We start from the raw sequence: 16,179 nt of genomic DNA, 5'->3' as shown, positions 1-16,179 counted from the left end.
CGCCGGCCGCACCGACGACGCCGCCGGCACCGCCGACGACGCCACCCGCGACTCCGCCGGCTCCGCCCGCCGCTCCGCCGGCACCGCCGACGCAACCGCCGGCCTGATGAGCTGAACGAAGGACCCTCGATCGTGATCGGGGGTCCTTCGTCGTACCAGGCGGAGATTCCGATAGCGTGGACACATGATCATGTCGTACTTCCACTACGATGTGTGAGAATCCTGCGGCCGCTCGAATCGTCGCATCCAACCCGGAGGAACCCTTTGTCTGAGACGTCCACGCAGACCCATCGCGTCGCGGCCCCGGACGGCGGGGAGATCGTCCTGGCCTGGGCTGGAGTGACCGATACCGGGCGCCGCCGGGACAACAATCAGGATGCGTTCCTGGCGCAGTACCCGCTGTTCGTCGTAGCCGACGGCATGGGCGGGCATGCGGGCGGCGAGATCGCGAGTCAGAGCACGATCGCGCGCCTGCAGGAAGTCGTCGACTCCGGTGAGGTCGGCACGGCAGGCATCGAGAATGCCCTCACGCAGGCTGTGGGCGACATCGCCTCGCACCCGGAGACTACTGACGAAGGCACCGGTACGACTCTCACCGGCATCTTCTTCGACACGACAGACGACGAACCCCGGTGGGTCTCGCTCAATATCGGCGACTCCCGTGTCTATTTGCTGCGTGATGAGCGGCTGGTTCAGGTCACGACCGATCACTCCGTGGTGCAGGAGCTGATCAGCTCGGGGCGGCTCAGCGCGGAAGAGGCGGAGAGCCACCCGTACAGCAACGTCATCACGCGCGCCGTCGGGGCGAGCGAGCTCACGCCGCCGGACTATCTCGGAATCGAAGTGCTCGATGGCGACCGGTTCGTGATCTGCTCCGACGGGTTGACCAAGGAGCTCACCGACTACGGCATCCAGCATTTCCTGCGGGAGCACGCCGATCCTGGAGTCGCCGCCGATGCGATGCTGGCCGCGGCGCTCGAGAACGGCGGGCGCGACAATGTGACGCTCATCATCGTGCAGGCGGAGCGCGCCGGGCATGATCCCGCCGCAGATGATGACGCGGTCACGACCGACGAAGAATCATCCTCCGAGTCTTCCTCCACAGCGGAGACCACCGAAGAATAGCTCCTCGGAGCTGTGGAGAACGGCATCCGCCGTCCTCGGATGCCGTGCAATGAGGTCATGGACCTCGAACCGCTCACGCTTCCCGCCGTCGCCGCCGAGCCTCGACGCCAGCCCGTCCCCGTACTCGCCGCCGTCGTGCCGATCGCCGCCGGCGTCGTGCTGTGGCTCATCACCGGATCGGTGTTCTCGCTCTGCTTCGCCGCGCTCGGCCCTCTGATGATCGGCGCTTCGCTGCTGGACGGTCTGCGCACTCGACGCCGCGAACGACGGGCCGCCGCCGATGACGAGACCGCCGGGTGGCGCCGTGCCGAGCAGGACCTGATGCGCCGTCATCAGATCGAACGTCGTGAGCTGAGGCGTGTTCACCCGGACGCGGCGGCATCCGTCATGGATGCGCCCCTGCGGGATCTGCGGCCGATCGACGATTCGACGCCGATCGTCGTCGGTTCAGGAGCCAGGCGCAGTGCACTCCGGGTGACCGGCGATGACGGTGAACGCGCCCGTGCCTTCAGAGAACGTGCATCTCAAGTGGCGGGCGTTCCGATCACCGTCGCGATGGGACGCGGAATCTGTCTGCGCGGACCCGCGCCCATCGCCGGCGCTGCCGCCAGGGCGCTGGTGGTGCAACTGTGTCTGCGTCATGCCCCCGGACAGCTCGCACTCGTCGGCGGGGGATTGGAGGTGCTCGGGCTCGCAGGCTTCCCGCACGCCGGAAGAACCCGGCGCGGAGCGTGGCGGCTCGCCGTCGTGGTGGGAGATGAGGAATGTGTGGGCGCCGCGGCGCAGATACGCGTGTGCGGGACGGATGACGAAGTGCCGGAGGGAGTGACGACGCTCATCGACGTCGCAGATCCGGCACGGGCGCGGCTCCGGACCTCGGCAGGCATCGAGGAGATCGCGGTGGAATGTCTCTCCCGCGCGCAGGCGATGGCGATCGCCGCCGGCAGTGCCGAGCGGGAAGGCGATGCGGCACAGCTGCCGGACATCGTGGCGCTGGGGGAGCTGGTGCTGCCTGCGGAGGCGGGGCGTGCCGGTCTTGCCGCCGTGATCGGCCGCACCGAGAGCACCGATCTCGTGCTCGACCTGGTCGAGGACGGTCCGCACGCCATCGTGACGGGGATGACCGGTTCCGGCAAGAGTGAGCTGCTCGTCACCTGGATCACTTCGATGGCGCGCTCGCACGGCCCGGACGAGGTGGCATTCGTGCTGGCCGACTTCAAGGGCGGCACGGCATTCGACCCGCTGCGGGCCCTTCCGCATGTCGCTGCGGTGATCACCGACCTCGATGAGGAGGGCGCGCGACGCGGAGTCGAGAGTCTCACGGCGGAACTTCGTCGGCGCGAGGCGGTGCTCGCCGAGCTCGCCGTGCGAAGCGTCGCTGAGGCGTCAGGTCGGCTGGGGCGGCTCGTGATCGTCGTGGATGAGTTCGCCGCGCTGCTGCAGGAGCATCCAGACCTCGGCGCTGTCTTCTCCGATGTCGCCGCCCGTGGCAGGGCGCTCGGGATGCACCTCATCCTCGGCACGCAGCGAGCGGCGGGGGTCATCCGTGACGGGCTTGCAGCGAACTGCCCCCTTCGGGTGAGCCTGCGTGTGACAGAGGCAGCGGACAGCCGACTCGTCATCGGATCCGATGACGCGGCCGAGCTGCCCGGGGGTGCGGCCTCTCGGGGCCTGGCGTTCGTCCGCCGTCCGCAGGACACGGCAGCGGTGGCTGTGCGCGTCGCCCTCACCGGTGCGGGCGACCTGCGCGAGATCGGCACCCGATGGCAGGACGCCCGCGAGCCGGTGAGTCCGTGGCTCGCGCCGTTGCCGCGGCGGCTCGATCTCGACGAAATGGCCGCCGCCCACCCGCACGACAATGCGTTGCTGGTCGGACTCACGGATGAACCGGAACGACAGTGCCAGACACCCATGCTGCTGCGGCCGGGAATCGACCGAGGCCTCGCGGCGATCGGGGGCAGCAGCTCGGGGCGCACGTCTCTGCTGCGCGCCCTGGCGAGACAGAGCGCGCGGTCGGTGGTGCTGCGTGCCGACCCGGAGCGCGCCTGGGATGCATTGGCCGGGGTGCTCGACGCCGGCGCGTCCGCACCGGAGCTCGTGCTGTGCGATGACCTCGATCAGCTTCTCGCCGCATTCCCGGTGGAGTATGCACAGGCGTTCCTGGAGCGGATGGAGAAGCTGGTGCGCTCGGCTGCGGCGCGAGGATGCACTGTCGTCATCACCACAGGGCGCGCGTCCGGCCAGACCTCTCGTGTGATCGAGGCTCTACCGACGCGGATGCTGCTGCGGATGGGCACCAAGATGGAGCATCTCGCCGCAGGCGGCGACAACGACGGCTACCGTCGTGACCGCCCGGCAGGCCGCGGCAGAGTCGATGATCGCGAGGTGCAGATCGTCTGGACTGACGCATCCGAGGAAACAGGTGCCACCGGAGCGGTGGCCGTGCAGCGTTGGACGCCGACCGCGCGCGTGGTCGGCGTGATCGCACTCGGCGTTCGGCGGGTCGTTGAGTGCCTGCGAGCCGCCTATCCGGATCACGTGGTCTCACCGGTCGCCGATCACACCCAGGAATCACCGTCGTCGCTGCCGGTCGTCGGAGTGCAGGGAGCCGCTATCTCGTCCGGGGCGTCGCCGACGATACTGGTCGGCGACGCCGACAGCTGGCAGCGCCAGTGGCCGTTGTGGCAGCGGATCCGACTCGAAGGCGAGATGCTGTTCCTCGCCGAATGCGCGGGAGAGCTGCGATCATTCGCGAGCATCCGAGAACTGCCGCCGTTCGCCGAACCGCATGCGGGGCGGGCATGGACGATCCACGCCGGCCGCGCCCCGCAGCGTGTGGTCATCCCCGAACTCGATGCGTCCCGGTGATGAGCCCGCGCACGGCGGATCTCACAGCACGGACGCGATCGCGCTCGCCTCCAGACCGTGGGCGACCGCGACGCCCTCGTTGATCACGGCGCCCTTCGCCGTGTTGAGCCCGCTCGCGAGCGCGGCATCGGCGCTGAGCGCGTCCCGCCATCCGCGGGAGGCGATCTGGCGCACGTATGGCAGTGTCGCGTTCGTGAGAGCCGAGGTCGAGGTGTTCGGCACGGCTCCTGGCATGTTGGCCACGCAGTAGAACACGGTGTCGTGCACCGGGAAGGTGGGGTCGTCGTGGGTCGTGGGGTGCGTGTCCTCGAAGCAGCCGCCCTGGTCGACGGCGATGTCGACGAGTACGCTTCCCGGTCGCATCCGGGCCACCATCTCGTTCGTGACGAGCTTCGGCGCCCGCGCACCTGGGATGAGCACCGATCCGATGACGAGATCGGATGAGACCACTGCTCGACGAAGATCCAGCGGATTGGATGCGGCGGTCTTCACGCGCCCTGCGAAGTGGTCGTCCAGCATTCGAAGGCGCGGGATGTTCGTGTCGAAGATCGTGACATCCGCGCCCATACCGCTCGCGATGACGGCGGCGTTAGCGCCGGCAACGCCGCCGCCGATCACGGTCACTGTCGCCGGTCGGGTGCCTGGCACACCGGACATGAGCAGTCCGAGGCCGCCGTTGGAACGCAGCAGAGTGTTGGCACCGACGAGCGGAGCAAGCCGCCCGGCGACTTCGCTCATCGGAGCGAGCAGGGGAAGCCCGCCGCCGGGAAGCTGCACCGTCTCGTAGGCGATCGCCGTGACGCGGTCGGCGAGGAGCCGGTCGGTCAGCGGCCGGTCCGCAGCCAGGTGCAGGTAGGTGAACAGGGTGAGGTCGTCGCGGAAGTGGTCGTACTCACTCGCGATCGGCTCCTTGACCTTCAGCAACAGCTCTGCGCGCGCCCAGACCTCTGCGGCGTCGTCGAGCAACGTGGCGCCGGCTTCGGCGTACTCGGCATCGGGCATCGACGATCCGACGCCCGCTCCGGACTGCACGAACACCTCGTGACCTGAGCGCACCAGATCGTGCACTCCCGCCGGCGTCAGGGCGACGCGGTACTCGTTGTTCTTCACCTCGGTGGGGACGCTGATCCTCATCGTGGCTCCTCTCCTCCCTCGACTCTGAGGGGATACTGCCCAGGGTCAGGGCATCAGACGGCGGCGCCGGGACGGATCATCCCGACGTCGCTCCCTCCGCCGAGGACGGCGAGGGGAAGTGCGTTGGCGAGCGTCGCCAGATCGGCTTCGCTCAGTGCTCCGGCGCGTGCGAGCAACGTCGCTGCGACGATCACGAGTGCGCGTGCGCCACCATCGAGCATCTTGAGCACGACGGTCGTGCCGTCGGGGGCGACCATCGTCATGATCCCTTCGGCGCCGCTCTTGGCGAACACGCCGAGTGTCTCGATCGCGATCGTGTCCGGTCGTCCAGGACCTTCGATCGTCCACGGGTTCTCCTTGACGGCGCGGACGAGGGTGCCCGCGACTCGATGCAGGGCGAACGGCGAGCGGTCGGAGGCTGACCCGATCCGGTGGATGGCACGCCCGAGCCCGGCGAGGGTGATCGCGTGGATCGGCGCGCCGCATCCGTCCACCGCAGTGTGAGCGATCTTCTCGCCGGTCAGGCGCTCGACCACCTCGCGGATGTGAAGCTGCAGCGGATGCGACGGATGCAGGTATCCCTCGGTCGGCCAGCCGGTGGCGACGCACGCGCGGAGCATCGCGGCATGCTTGCCAGAGCAATCCATCCGGATGCGTGCCGGCTGTCCGTGCTCTCGGACGAGTTCGTCGCGTGTGGCGGTGTCTCGCGGCCACGCCGAGGGACAGCCGAGGTCATCTTCCGTGAGACCGCCGGCGGTCAGGATCTCGCGGACCAGGTCGACGTGACGATCGGTGCCGACGTGACTCGCCGTCGAGATCGCCAGCTGCTCACCCGCCAGTTCGGCCCCGGCGGTGACGCAGGCGACGGCCTGAAGCGGCTTCAGGCTCGAGCGGGGGAGGATCAACGCGTCCGGGTTCCCCAGCCGGCGCACGACATCTCCGTCCGGTGACAGGACGATCGCCGAACCGGCATGGCGGGATTCGATGAACCCGCTGCGTTCGACGACGGCGAGTTCGACAGCATCCGCAACAGTGAGAGTCTCCAGCACGCGACCAGCCTAACGCCGACGTCGCCGGCGTCACCGAGCCGCACCGTGTCAGACTGACCTCATGACTCTCGGCGAACACCAGTACGCACTCACGGCCACCTGGCAGGGCAACCGCGGGACCGGCACGAGCGGCTATCGCGACTACTCCAGAGATGTCACGATCGAGGTCGCAGGCAAGCCGGCGCTGCTCGCATCGGCGGACAAACCTTTCCGGGGCGATCCGCAGCGCTGGAATCCGGAGGACATGCTGATCGCCTCTCTTTCCGAGTGCCACCTGCTGTCGTATCTGCATGCCTGCGTCGGCGCAGGCGTCGTCGTCGTGTCCTACATCGATCGCGCGAGCGGAGTGATGCGTGAGGACGGCAGGGGAGGAGGCGCCTTCACCGAGGTGCTGTTGCGTCCGGAGGTCGTCGTCGCGGATGCGTCGATGATCGCTGCGGCCGAGAGCGCCCACGAGGATGCGCACCGGATGTGCTTCATCGCGAACTCGGTGAACTTCCCGGTCCGCCACGAGGCAAGCGTCAGCGCCGCTCGTGCGGAAGAGCCTGCTTGATCTTCTCGATCGGTCCCTGAGCGGGGGGCTCGTTGTAGATGCCGGCAAGCTCCTGACCGCTGAGCGCATGGATCGCCGACATGATCTCGTCGGTCGCGAGACGCCGGGCCTTGCCGCTGCCGGCTGCGCCGTGCACTGTCACGTCGATCGGATCGCCGAATCGCACGGTGATGCGCTCGCTGAGCGACGGCATCTTCGCACCTTTCGGCATCGCCTTGTCCGTGCCGACGAGCCCGACCGGAACGACGGGCGCACCGGTCTGCAGTGCGAGGAACGCAGCACCGGTGCGCCCTTTGTACAGTCGGCCATCCGTGGAACGGGTGCCTTCAGGGTAGAGCGCGACGGCCAGTCCCTGTTCGAGCAGCAGTCGCTGCTGATCCAGCGCGTCGAGAGCGGCCTGTCCGGCGCCGCGGCGCACCGGTATCGCCCCGATCGACTGGAAGAACGTCCGAGACACGGCGCCCTTGAACCCGGTGCCCTCGAAGTACGCCGATTTGGCGAGGAAGTGCACAGGGCGGGGCGCTGCGACGGGGATCGCGATCGAGTCGATGAACGACAGATGGTTGCTTGCGAAGATGACCGGGCCGTCCAGCGGAACGCGCTCACGACCCTCGACGTGCGGACGGTAGACGAGCCGGGCCAGCGAGCCGATCACTGCTCGTCCGAACGCGTACGTGGCGCCGGCGCGGCGTGGTGTCGTGGCTTCCTCTGTCGACTGCTCCTGATCCGATTCTTCGGTCGGCTCGGGAACGGCAGACTGCTCAGAGGTCATCAGATCAGGCTACTCCGCGATTCATGCCATCCGTGGAATGCGACGAGCACACTGCGCCGCGCCCCGAGAACGGATGCTTCTCAGCGAGGACAAAGGCGAATACGACATCATGGAATGTCCCTCCCCACGATCACGAGGTCTCACTTTGCGCAATCGCCCGCTCATCGCTCTGTCCACCATCGCCGTCGCGACCATGCTCCTGGCCGGCTGCTCTGGCACGGAGGGCACGACCGCAGACGACACCGAGACTCCGGCCGCCGACCTGTGCTCAGCGACCGTCGAACCGGGTGACGCCTCCGACGGCGTCACGGTGGAGGGCGACTTCGGCGCAGCGTCGACCGCGACCTTCGAACTGGGTGCGCAGGTCGATGCGGCGCAGCGCACAGTGATCAGCGAGGGCGACGGCGACAAGGTCGCCGACGGCGACTACGTCAGCTATGCACTGAGCGCATTCGACGGCGACACGGGTGAGCGACTCGGCGATGCCGGTTACACCGAGGGCGAGCTGCTCCCGGCCGCGCTGACCGCTGATGCGCCGCTCGGACAGCTCATCGGCTGCGCGAGCGTCGGGTCGCGCCTGTCTATCGTCTTCCCCACAACTGAGGACGCGGCCGCGCAGTACTACGTGCTGGACGTTCTCGACGTGGTCCCCACGGCCGCATGGGGCGAGGAGCAGGCGCCGGTCGCCGGCATGCCCGCCGTCACGCTCGACGATGATGGGGCGCCCACGGTCGAGATCCCGGATGCCGCGGCTCCCACCGAGGTGCAGATCTCGGTGCTGAAGCAGGGCGACGGCATCGCAGTGGGCGACGGAGACACGACTCTTCTCCAGTACCACGGCGTTGGCTGGGAGAGCGGCGAGACCTTCGATTCCTCATGGGCGAACGGCGCCCCGATCACCAGTGAGGGCAACGGCTACGTTCCCGGGTTCGTCCAGGCGCTCGCAGGGCAGAAGGTCGGCTCTCAGGTGCTCGTCGTGATCCCGCCGGCGGCGGGCTACGGCGAGGGCGAGATCAACGACGAAGACCTCAAGGGCCAGACGCTCGTCTTCGTGATCGACATCCTCGCGACGATGCACCCTGCCGCGGCGTAGCCGGTCGCGGCTTCGCCGTGCAGGACGCGCCAGCGCAATAGGCTGACGGTATGCGTCGTATCATCGTCCTCGGCTCGACCGGTTCCATCGGCACTCAGGCGCTGGATGTGATCCGCGCCAATCCTCGCCGTTTCGAGCTGGTCGGGCTCTCGGCCGGCAACAACGCCGAACTGCTCGGCGAGCAGGCCGCGCAGTTCCAGGTCGAAGACACGGCCATGGGCGCGCAGGAGTCAGAGCAGCTGGTGCGTGACGTCGAGGCGGATGTCGTGCTCAACGCGATCACCGGATCGATCGGGCTGGGGTCGACGCTCGCTGCGCTGAAGGCCGGTCGCACGCTGGCACTCGCCAACAAGGAGTCCCTGATCGTCGGTGGCGAACTGGTGAAATCGGCCGCGGCTGAGGGCCAGATCGTGCCTGTCGATTCCGAGCACTCCGCGCTCGCGCAGGCGCTGCGCTCCGGGACGCACGATGAGATCAGACGCCTCGTCGTCACAGCATCCGGCGGTCCGTTCCGCGGACGCACGCGTGACGAGATGGCGGCGGTGACCCCCGCCGAAGCGCTCGCGCACCCGACCTGGGCGATGGGACGAGTCGTGACGACGAATTCCGCCACCCTGGTGAACAAGGGACTCGAGGTGATCGAGGCGCACCTGCTGTTCGACGTCGACTACGAGCACATCCAGGTCGTCGTGCATCCGCAGTCGATCGTGCACTCGATGGTCGAGTTCATCGACGGCTCGACCATCGCTCAGGCGTCACCGCCGGACATGCGACTGCCCATCTCGCTCGCCCTGGACTGGCCGCATCGCATCGGCGGGGTCGGACGCCCGCTGGACTGGACGAAGGCGAGCAGCTGGGACTTCGAGCCGCTCGACGATGCGGCGTTCCCCGCTGTCGCACTGGCGAAGAGCGTCGGGCGCGCTGGCCGGACGTTCCCCGCGGTCTTCAACGCCGCCAACGAGCAGGCAGTCGATGCCTTTCACGAGGGACGTCTGCCATTCCTCGGGATCGTCGACACGATCGCCAGGGTCGTCGACGCTCATGAATCGCCTGACCAGCTCACGATCGAGTCGCTCGCACAGGCCGAGAACTGGGCGCGCGCGACCGCGGATCGGCTGATCGCGCAGCAGTAGACGCCTCAGTCCCTGAGCCTGTCGAAGGGTCAGTCGGGGTACGGCACCGGCCAGTGCGGCTCAGGCACAGGCCATCCGGCATCGCGCAGAGCGCGGCGGGCGAGCTCGCGAGCCGAGTACGGCGTGCGAACGCCGCGGATGTCCCGGTAGTCCTGATGGCCGGGACCGGCCCAGAGGATCGCATCGCCGTCGCCGACAAGGCCGACTGCGGCGATGATCGCCTTCTCCGGCGGGGAGTACTCGTGGATCTCAGCATCCGGTCGTACCATCCGTGCGCCTTCGATCAGCGTGGCACGGATCGACTCCGGGTCCTCGAAACGGGGATGGTGATCGGTGATCACGAGGATGTCGCTGCCGAGCACGGCAGTGCGCCCCATGTCGTGACGCTTGGTGGCGTCACGATCGCCGTCGGCACCGAACAGCATCACGGTGCGCCCCGGCGTCACGCGCCGGATCGCCGCCAGCGTCTTCTCGAACGCGTCGGGTGAGTGGCCGAAGTCGACGAAGACGGCGGGGCCGCGATCACCGGAGACGAGCTCGGTGCGTCCCGGCAGGTACGCGTCGATGCGTCCGTCGCGCTCGAGGGCGGCGGTGATGCGCTCCCACTCGTACCCGCCCTCGAGAAGCATGACGATCGCGAGGGCGGCATTAGCCGCCATGTGCGGGCCGATCACGGGTACGACCGTGGTGAGAGTGCGCCCCTCGGGACCGGTCATCGTGAAGCGGGTGCCGCGCTGGCGCTCCTCGTCGATCGTGACCACCCAGTCAGCGCCGGCGGCGACGGACGCGTCAGCCGCGATCGCGGGAGTGCCGACGGTCACGACGGGAATCTCGGCCGCGGCGACCACGTCGACGCCGGACGCCGAGTCGAGGCAGATCACCGCGCGCCTGGAGCGGTCGGGCTTGAACAGGGGGAGCTTCGCCGCGAAGTACTCCTCCATGTCGGCGTAGTCGTCGAGGTGGTCGTGACTGAGGTTCGTGAAGCCGGCGACGTCGAACACGAGTCCGTCGACGCGCTTGCGTGAGAGCGCCTGCGCGCTGACCTCGACGGCGACAGCTTCGACCTCTCGTTCGCGCATGAGCGCGAGGAGGGCGTGCATCTCGGATGCTTCGGGTGTCGTGAGTCTGGAGACGATGACCTCGCCGGCGATGTGCCGCTCCGCAGTGGAGGAGAGGCCTGTCACGACGCCGAGCTGGTCGAGGATGCCCTCCAGCAGGTGCGAGACGCTCGTCTTGCCGTTCGTGCCGGTGGTCGCGAAGAGCAGCGGCAATTCGTCATCGGCTCCGGTGCCGTACACCCAGGCGCTCAGGGCGCCGAGCACGCCGCGAGGATCGTCCACGATCACGATCGGCAGCCCGATGTTGCCTGCGATGTCAGCGCCTGCCTCATCGGTGATGACGGCGACCGCGCCCTTTTCCGCGGCCGCGGGGGCGAATATCGCTCCGTGCTGATTCACCCCCTGAATGGCGACGAACGCTTCTCCTGCACGGAGATCAGCGGTCGCGAGGGTGATGCCGGTCAGGGTGACGCCGGCGGTGTCTCCGCGGGTGGCGGTGGCGAAACGAGCGGCGAGATCCGTCAGATTCCGCTGTGGCGGAGCATCGGGACGGAGCACGGGAGGAAGGCTGGGCTGTGTGGTCGACATGGCATGACAATGATCTCATGAGCGGCCGACAGGGACGCGTTCAGGCGCGCCCCTGGCGGCCGCTCACGAGACTCAGACCGAGCGGCGGTAGGCGAGCACTGCGACCACGAGGGCGGCGACGCCGGTCAGCAGTCCTGCACCCCCGAGGATGACGCCGACCGGGGATGCCTCGGTCGTCTGCCCCTGCGCGTCCTCCTGAGCGTCCGAGTGCTCCGTGTGCGCAGCATCCGTCGTGCTCTCGTCGCCTGCGGCCACCGTCACGACCGGCGCCGGCGAATCCAGGTCATGCGGGTCGGCGCCGTCTTCCGCAATCTCCACCCATTCGTTGACCCCGCTCTCACACGTCTGCTCGACGGGGAACGCGAGCGTCTCCGGGGCGTCTTCGCCGATCTGCACCGCCATGCTCGCGACACCCTGAAGTCCGGTCGGGATCGGGGTGAGCGCGGTGTAGGTGACGGCGGAGACGAGACCGTTGTCGGCGCGCTCGACGGCGATCTTCCAGTTGCTGTCGACGGTCGGGGAGACCGACGCCAGCCCTTCCGGCATCGTGATGCGCAGCGCGGTGGTCGGTGATTCCTCGCAACCGTGGGTGAACGAGAAGTTCAGCACAGTGGAGGCACCGGGTTGAACGGCATCGGGGCTGACGCCGACATGCGCCTGGGCTACGGCCGGTGCGGCCAGGACGAGGCCTGCGGCGAGGGCGGCGACGAGCACGCCGCCACGGGTGATTCGGGACATGAGTGTTCTCCTGTGTTCAGGTGCAGAGCAGATCCTGCGTGCGGGCGCGCCGACGGCGCGCGGAACCGCGGTGGATGCCGTGGTGCGGCGTCGTTTCAGACGGGTCGCTTGCGACGGCGGTGATCACGTGCGGCTGTTCAGCCGCGGGAGAGGGCAGGGGGTCCGCGCCGGGAGATGGCCACGGCAGGGATGCTCGGGACGAATCGTCGAGCGGTGGTGCCGACCGATGCCGGAACCGGCCATTCGGCGTGCAGCCTCGGCATCCGTGTGCGCAGAACCGTGTGCACCCAGCGTCGGATGACGCTCAGCAGGCGTTCGCCGCGCCAGAGCATCGCGATCGTGAGCGCGGCGGCGGCGATGTGCGCTCCGAGCATGCCGGCGTCCGGCGCGACCGTCGAAGACAGCGGATCGAGCGTCATGACGTGATGGTGCCCTGTCATGACGGTGGCTGATGCGGTGGCGCCGAGCGCCACGAACAGCACGTGGAAGACCGTCTGCGAGACGAGGACTGCTGCGCTCAACCGCCCGATACTGGGCGTGCGTCCGACGAGCAGCGCCGCGAGGGGCGTGAGGAACACGCCGAGGGCGATGACTAGCAGCGGATGCGGGGGAGCGCCGCCGCCGATCGTGTGCGAGACGGCGGCGATGACGGTCGCGATCGACGATGCAGCGGCTCCACGTACGAGTCGCAGCTGCCTGGGGGTCACGGCTCCAGCCTATGCGGCGGATTCCTAGTTCGCGCGCAGTAGCGTTGGGACGTGGAAATCCTGCTGTACGTCGCCGGCATCCTGTTCATGCTGGTCGGGCTCGGTCTGTCGATCGGGCTGCATGAGGTCGGGCACCTCGTGCCCGCCAAGCTCTTCGGGGTGCGCGTGGGGCAGTACATGATCGGTTTCGGGCCTCGGCTCTGGTCGAAGAAGATCGGGGAGACCGAGTACGGGTTCAAGATGCTGCCGCTCGGCGGATTCATCTCGATGTCCGGCATGTATCCGGCATCCGATGGCAAGCCGGTGCGCGGCCTGTTCCGCACGCTGGTGCAGGATGCTCGTTCAGCCAACGATGAGACGATCGCGGAGGGCGCCGAAGAGCGCGTCTTCTACAAGCTGCCGATGTGGAAGCGGATCGTGATCATGCTCGGCGGTCCGGTCATGAACCTGATCCTCGCCGTCATCATCTTCACCGTGCTCGCGTCGGGCATCGGGCTTCAGCAGGGAACGACGACGATCGCTGGAGTCAACGAGTGCGTGCTTCCTGCCGGCACGTCGCAGACCGAGTGCGAACCCGGTGATCCGTTGACGCCGGCTGCTGAGGCAGGCGTGCTGCCAGGCGACGTGCTGGTCTCGGTCGATGGAACACCGGTGTCGACGTTCGCCGAGGCGAGCGAGATCGTGCAGGCGGCCCCGGGAGAACGCTTGGGAATGGTCGTCTCGCGCGAGGGCGAGAATGTGGACCTGACGATCACGCCCATCGCTGCGGAGCGCGAACTCACGGATGCGTCGGGGCAGCCCCTGCTCGACGACGACGGCAAGCAGATCGTCGCCGAGGTCGGCTATGTCGGGATGCTGTCGCAGATGGGTTACGTGCCGCAGCCGATCGCCGCAGGCCCGGAGCTCGCCGGCGAGAACGTGGCGCGAGTCGTCGGTCTTATCGGAACGCTGCCCGTGAAACTCTGGGACGTCGGAGTGTCGCTGTTCACCGGCGCTGATCGCGATCCGGATGGACCGCTCAGCGTGGTCGGTGTCGGCCGTCTCGCGGGCGAGGTCGCCGCGACGGATGCCCCGGTGCTCAACCGATTCGTCGTGCTGCTCAACCTGCTCGGCTCACTCAACGTCGCGCTGTTCGTCTTCAACCTGATTCCGTTGCTGCCGCTGGACGGTGGTCACGTCGTCGTGGCTCTGTGGGACGGGATCCGGCGCGCGTGGGCGAAGCTGTTTCGTCGTCCGCCGCCTGCTCCGGTCGACGCGACACGGTTGGTGCCGTTGACCGTGATCGTGGCGGTGCTGCTGATCGGAATGGGTGCACTGCTGATGATTGCGGATGTCGTGAATCCCGTGGATCTGCTCGGGTAAGGGCTCGCACTTCTGCTCCACAGGTGTGTGATTCAGAGGGGTTGTCCACAGTTCGTGAATGTGGTCTGATCTGGGGTTTGAATGTCGGTGGCCCTCGCTTGAATGGGGGTATGGGGTCACTGGCGGAGGAGTTGGAGGGCGTCGATCGGTTGTTGGCCGATGCGATGGGTTCCTCTGGTGTGTCTGGTGACTTGCGGTTCGCTGGTGATGATGAGCTTCTCGCTGTGATCCAGGTGTTGGGGCGGGTGCAGCGGCGGTTGGATGGTGCGATCGTGGCGGTCACGGATCAGGTCGTGGGGCGGGATGAGTGCGAGCGTGAGGGGCGGTTGTCGACGCGGGCGGGATGCCGGGATGCGGCCGAGCTGCTGCGACGCACCCTGCTCGTGGACGGGCCGGCCGCGCGCCGGTATGTGGCCGCGGCGGGGGCGATACGCCGTGAGGTGGACATCACTTCCGGTGGGCTGTTGCCGGGGAAGTTCCCCGAGCTCGCGGACGCGTTGGCGGACGGGGTGCTGTCGGTGGGAGGGTTCCTGGCCTGCACGACCCCGTTGCTGAAGGCGGTCCGGGTCGGTGTGGCGGACCGGTTGGCGGCGGATGCGGTGCTGGCGAGGTTCGCGGCCGGGCTGCCGTTGGACGGCACGGATCCTGGCGATTCGGGCGTGGCGCCAGCGCCGACGGTGGATGAGCTCGCCGCGTTGGCGGCGCATATCGTGGCCCGCCTGGATCCAGACGGGGCCGAGCCGTCGGATCGGGCCGGGCGGCGACGGAGGTATTTCACGATCGGGAAACTCCGCGACGGATCCGTCCCCGTGCGCGGCGAACTACTCCCAGAGGTCGCGGCACAGTTGCAGAAACTCGTCGATTCCCTGTTGAACCCGAAAGCCGAAGACACCGGCAGCAGCAGCACCGTGCGGTTTCGACCCTCGGACGACGGTGACGGCGAACGCGGCGCCAACGACAGCAGTCACGGCGACGACGAGACCAGCGATGACGGGACCGGTGGCGGCGACAGCGACGACGGCGGGACCAGCGGCGCCCGCAATGACACCCACTTCGGCAGGGGCGGCGATCGCGACAACGGTGGCGCCGGCGCCGATGACGGCGATGACGATGATTGGTTCGATGCGAAGTACTCCAGCAGCGCCGAGTACGAGGCCGGCGAAGAATTCTCGGATCGTGCCGACGGGCTCCCCGAACACAAAGCGAAATCTCCGCCGGTGGAGTTGGCGGACCTGCGCACCCACGCGCAGAAACGTCACGACGCGTTCGCGACCGCCCTGATGGTCGCCGCCGCATCCGGGGGCATGCCCACCCTGGGTGGTGCGGCACCGACCCTGGTCGTCTCCGTCACCGCGGAGGACTACGCGCACCGCACCGGCCGGGCCAGGATCGACAGCCCCGGATACGACGTCCCCCTCGGCGCGGCCGATCACGCCGGGTGCGCGGGCGGTGTGCAGCGGGTGCTGTTCGACGAGAACGGTGCGATCGTCGCGATCAGCACCAGTGCGCGCCTGTTCAACGCGACCCAACGCCGGGCGATCGTGCTCAGAGACCGCGAATGCCTCATCCCCGGCTGTGACGTCCCCGCCGACTGGTGTGAACTCCACCATGTCGAAGAACACGCCCGCGGCGGACCCACGCACACCAGCAACGGTGTCCCCCTGTGCTGGCACCACCATCACACCCTCGACGAGGGCATCTGGAAGATCCGCATGCGCAACGGCATGCCAGAAATCCGCGGCCCGAACTGGTGGGACCCCTACGCCAAATGGCGATCACCCCACCACAACTACACCGCCGTCCACGACGCCCTCAACCACGCCCTCAACCACGCCCTCGACCACGCCCTCGACCACGAACGCCACGCCGCCCGGAATCCGTGATGATTATGATGCTCCGTCGACTCACCTCTGTGGGGCAGGCGAATGTGGGGCAGGCGAACATCACCTCGATCGGTACCCGCCTTGCTGCCGACCAGGCGGGTGTGCGGGTGTCCCGG

Annotated in this window: 13 protein-coding genes; 7 read left to right on the top strand and 6 right to left on the bottom strand. The window is 68.2% G+C overall.

Translation table 11 applies throughout. The features are described 5' to 3' along the window. Positions 1 to 264: 264 nt before the first annotated feature. Together IEV67_RS12370 and IEV67_RS12365 are read left to right on the top strand one after the other, a co-directional pair. The gene (locus IEV67_RS12370; RefSeq protein ID WP_188436855.1) at positions 265 to 1,125 is read left to right on the top strand and encodes a PP2C family protein-serine/threonine phosphatase; all 861 of its coding nucleotides are present in this window, start codon (positions 265 to 267) and stop codon (positions 1,123 to 1,125) included. A gap of 57 nt (positions 1,126 to 1,182) precedes the next feature. After that, on the top strand, positions 1,183 to 3,993 hold the full coding sequence (locus tag IEV67_RS12365; RefSeq protein ID WP_188436854.1) for an FtsK/SpoIIIE domain-containing protein: 2,811 nt from the start codon (positions 1,183 to 1,185) through the stop codon (positions 3,991 to 3,993). 21 nt (positions 3,994 to 4,014) lie between these two features. Here IEV67_RS12365 and ald read toward each other — a convergent pair whose 3' ends face one another. Further along, positions 4,015 to 5,127 (bottom strand): alanine dehydrogenase, encoded by a 1,113-nt coding sequence (ald, locus tag IEV67_RS12360; RefSeq protein WP_188436853.1) that lies wholly within the window; start codon positions 5,125 to 5,127, stop codon positions 4,015 to 4,017. Positions 5,128 to 5,180: 53 nt separating this feature from the next. After that, positions 5,181 to 6,176, bottom strand: a complete 996-nt coding sequence (locus IEV67_RS12355; protein WP_188436852.1) for an asparaginase — start codon at positions 6,174 to 6,176, stop codon at positions 5,181 to 5,183. 61 nt (positions 6,177 to 6,237) lie between these two features. On the opposite strand from IEV67_RS12355, the gene IEV67_RS12350 reads away from it, so the two are divergent. Further along, positions 6,238 to 6,729 (top strand): OsmC family protein, encoded by a 492-nt coding sequence (locus IEV67_RS12350; RefSeq protein WP_188436851.1) that lies wholly within the window; start codon positions 6,238 to 6,240, stop codon positions 6,727 to 6,729. On the opposite strand, the gene IEV67_RS12345 is transcribed toward IEV67_RS12350, so the two are convergent. After that, positions 6,698 to 7,501 carry a lysophospholipid acyltransferase family protein gene (locus tag IEV67_RS12345; protein WP_188436850.1) on the bottom strand — a complete coding sequence of 268 codons (804 nt, stop codon included), beginning with the start codon at positions 7,499 to 7,501 and terminating at the stop codon, positions 6,698 to 6,700. The two genes, IEV67_RS12350 and IEV67_RS12345, sit on opposite strands and share 32 nt — an antisense overlap. A gap of 145 nt (positions 7,502 to 7,646) precedes the next feature. Here IEV67_RS12345 and IEV67_RS12340 point away from each other — a divergent pair, with 145 nt between their 5' ends. Together IEV67_RS12340 and dxr are read left to right on the top strand one after the other, a co-directional pair. Then, positions 7,647 to 8,594, top strand: a complete 948-nt coding sequence (locus IEV67_RS12340) for an FKBP-type peptidyl-prolyl cis-trans isomerase (RefSeq protein WP_188436849.1) — start codon at positions 7,647 to 7,649, stop codon at positions 8,592 to 8,594. A gap of 50 nt (positions 8,595 to 8,644) precedes the next feature. After that, positions 8,645 to 9,727 (top strand): 1-deoxy-D-xylulose-5-phosphate reductoisomerase, encoded by a 1,083-nt coding sequence (dxr, locus tag IEV67_RS12335; RefSeq protein WP_188436848.1) that lies wholly within the window; start codon positions 8,645 to 8,647, stop codon positions 9,725 to 9,727. Between the two features lie 29 nt (positions 9,728 to 9,756). On the opposite strand, the gene IEV67_RS12330 is transcribed toward dxr, so the two are convergent. The 3 genes from IEV67_RS12330 to IEV67_RS12320 all read right to left on the bottom strand — a co-directional run bounded on the left by IEV67_RS12330 (position 9,757) and on the right by IEV67_RS12320 (position 12,818). Then, positions 9,757 to 11,373: a Mur ligase family protein gene (locus IEV67_RS12330; RefSeq protein ID WP_188436847.1), complete on the bottom strand. Its 1,617-nt coding sequence runs from the start codon at positions 11,371 to 11,373 to the stop codon at positions 9,757 to 9,759. Between the two features lie 72 nt (positions 11,374 to 11,445). After that, entirely contained in the window at positions 11,446 to 12,111 is a 666-nt protein-coding gene (locus IEV67_RS12325) for a YcnI family copper-binding membrane protein (RefSeq protein ID WP_188436846.1), read from the bottom strand. A gap of 137 nt (positions 12,112 to 12,248) precedes the next feature. After that, positions 12,249 to 12,818: a hypothetical protein gene (locus IEV67_RS12320; RefSeq protein WP_188436845.1), complete on the bottom strand. Its 570-nt coding sequence runs from the start codon at positions 12,816 to 12,818 to the stop codon at positions 12,249 to 12,251. Positions 12,819 to 12,869: 51 nt separating this feature from the next. Between IEV67_RS12320 and IEV67_RS12315 the strand changes: the two genes are divergently transcribed. After that, positions 12,870 to 14,180: a M50 family metallopeptidase gene (locus IEV67_RS12315; protein ID WP_188436844.1), complete on the top strand. Its 1,311-nt coding sequence runs from the start codon at positions 12,870 to 12,872 to the stop codon at positions 14,178 to 14,180. 110 nt (positions 14,181 to 14,290) lie between these two features. After that, complete coding sequence (locus IEV67_RS18995; RefSeq protein WP_229703069.1) at positions 14,291 to 16,063, top strand: HNH endonuclease signature motif containing protein; 1,773 nt, start codon at positions 14,291 to 14,293, stop codon at positions 16,061 to 16,063. The last annotated feature ends 116 nt before the right edge of the window (positions 16,064 to 16,179 follow it).

Origin of the sequence: Microbacterium murale (assembly GCF_014635185.1) — a bacterium.
Lineage (GTDB): Bacteria > Actinomycetota > Actinomycetes > Actinomycetales > Microbacteriaceae > Microbacterium > Microbacterium murale.
This window is presented reverse-complemented; position numbering and strand designations above follow the sequence as displayed.

Excerpts from the sequence above, each read along its gene's own strand:
- IEV67_RS12365 (WP_188436854.1), top strand. The coding sequence starts at position 1,183 with ATGGACCTCGAACCGCTCACGCTTCCCGCCGTCGCCGCCGAGCCTCGA.
- ald (WP_188436853.1), bottom strand. The coding sequence starts at position 5,127 with ATGAGGATCAGCGTCCCCACCGAGGTGAAGAACAACGAGTACCGCGTC.
- IEV67_RS12350 (WP_188436851.1), top strand. The coding sequence starts at position 6,238 with ATGACTCTCGGCGAACACCAGTACGCACTCACGGCCACCTGGCAGGGC.
- IEV67_RS12345 (WP_188436850.1), bottom strand. The coding sequence starts at position 7,501 with ATGACCTCTGAGCAGTCTGCCGTTCCCGAGCCGACCGAAGAATCGGAT.
- dxr (WP_188436848.1), top strand. The coding sequence starts at position 8,645 with ATGCGTCGTATCATCGTCCTCGGCTCGACCGGTTCCATCGGCACTCAG.
- IEV67_RS12330 (WP_188436847.1), bottom strand. The coding sequence starts at position 11,373 with ATGTCGACCACACAGCCCAGCCTTCCTCCCGTGCTCCGTCCCGATGCT.
- IEV67_RS12325 (WP_188436846.1), bottom strand. The coding sequence starts at position 12,111 with ATGTCCCGAATCACCCGTGGCGGCGTGCTCGTCGCCGCCCTCGCCGCA.
- IEV67_RS18995 (WP_229703069.1), top strand. The coding sequence starts at position 14,291 with ATGGGGTCACTGGCGGAGGAGTTGGAGGGCGTCGATCGGTTGTTGGCC.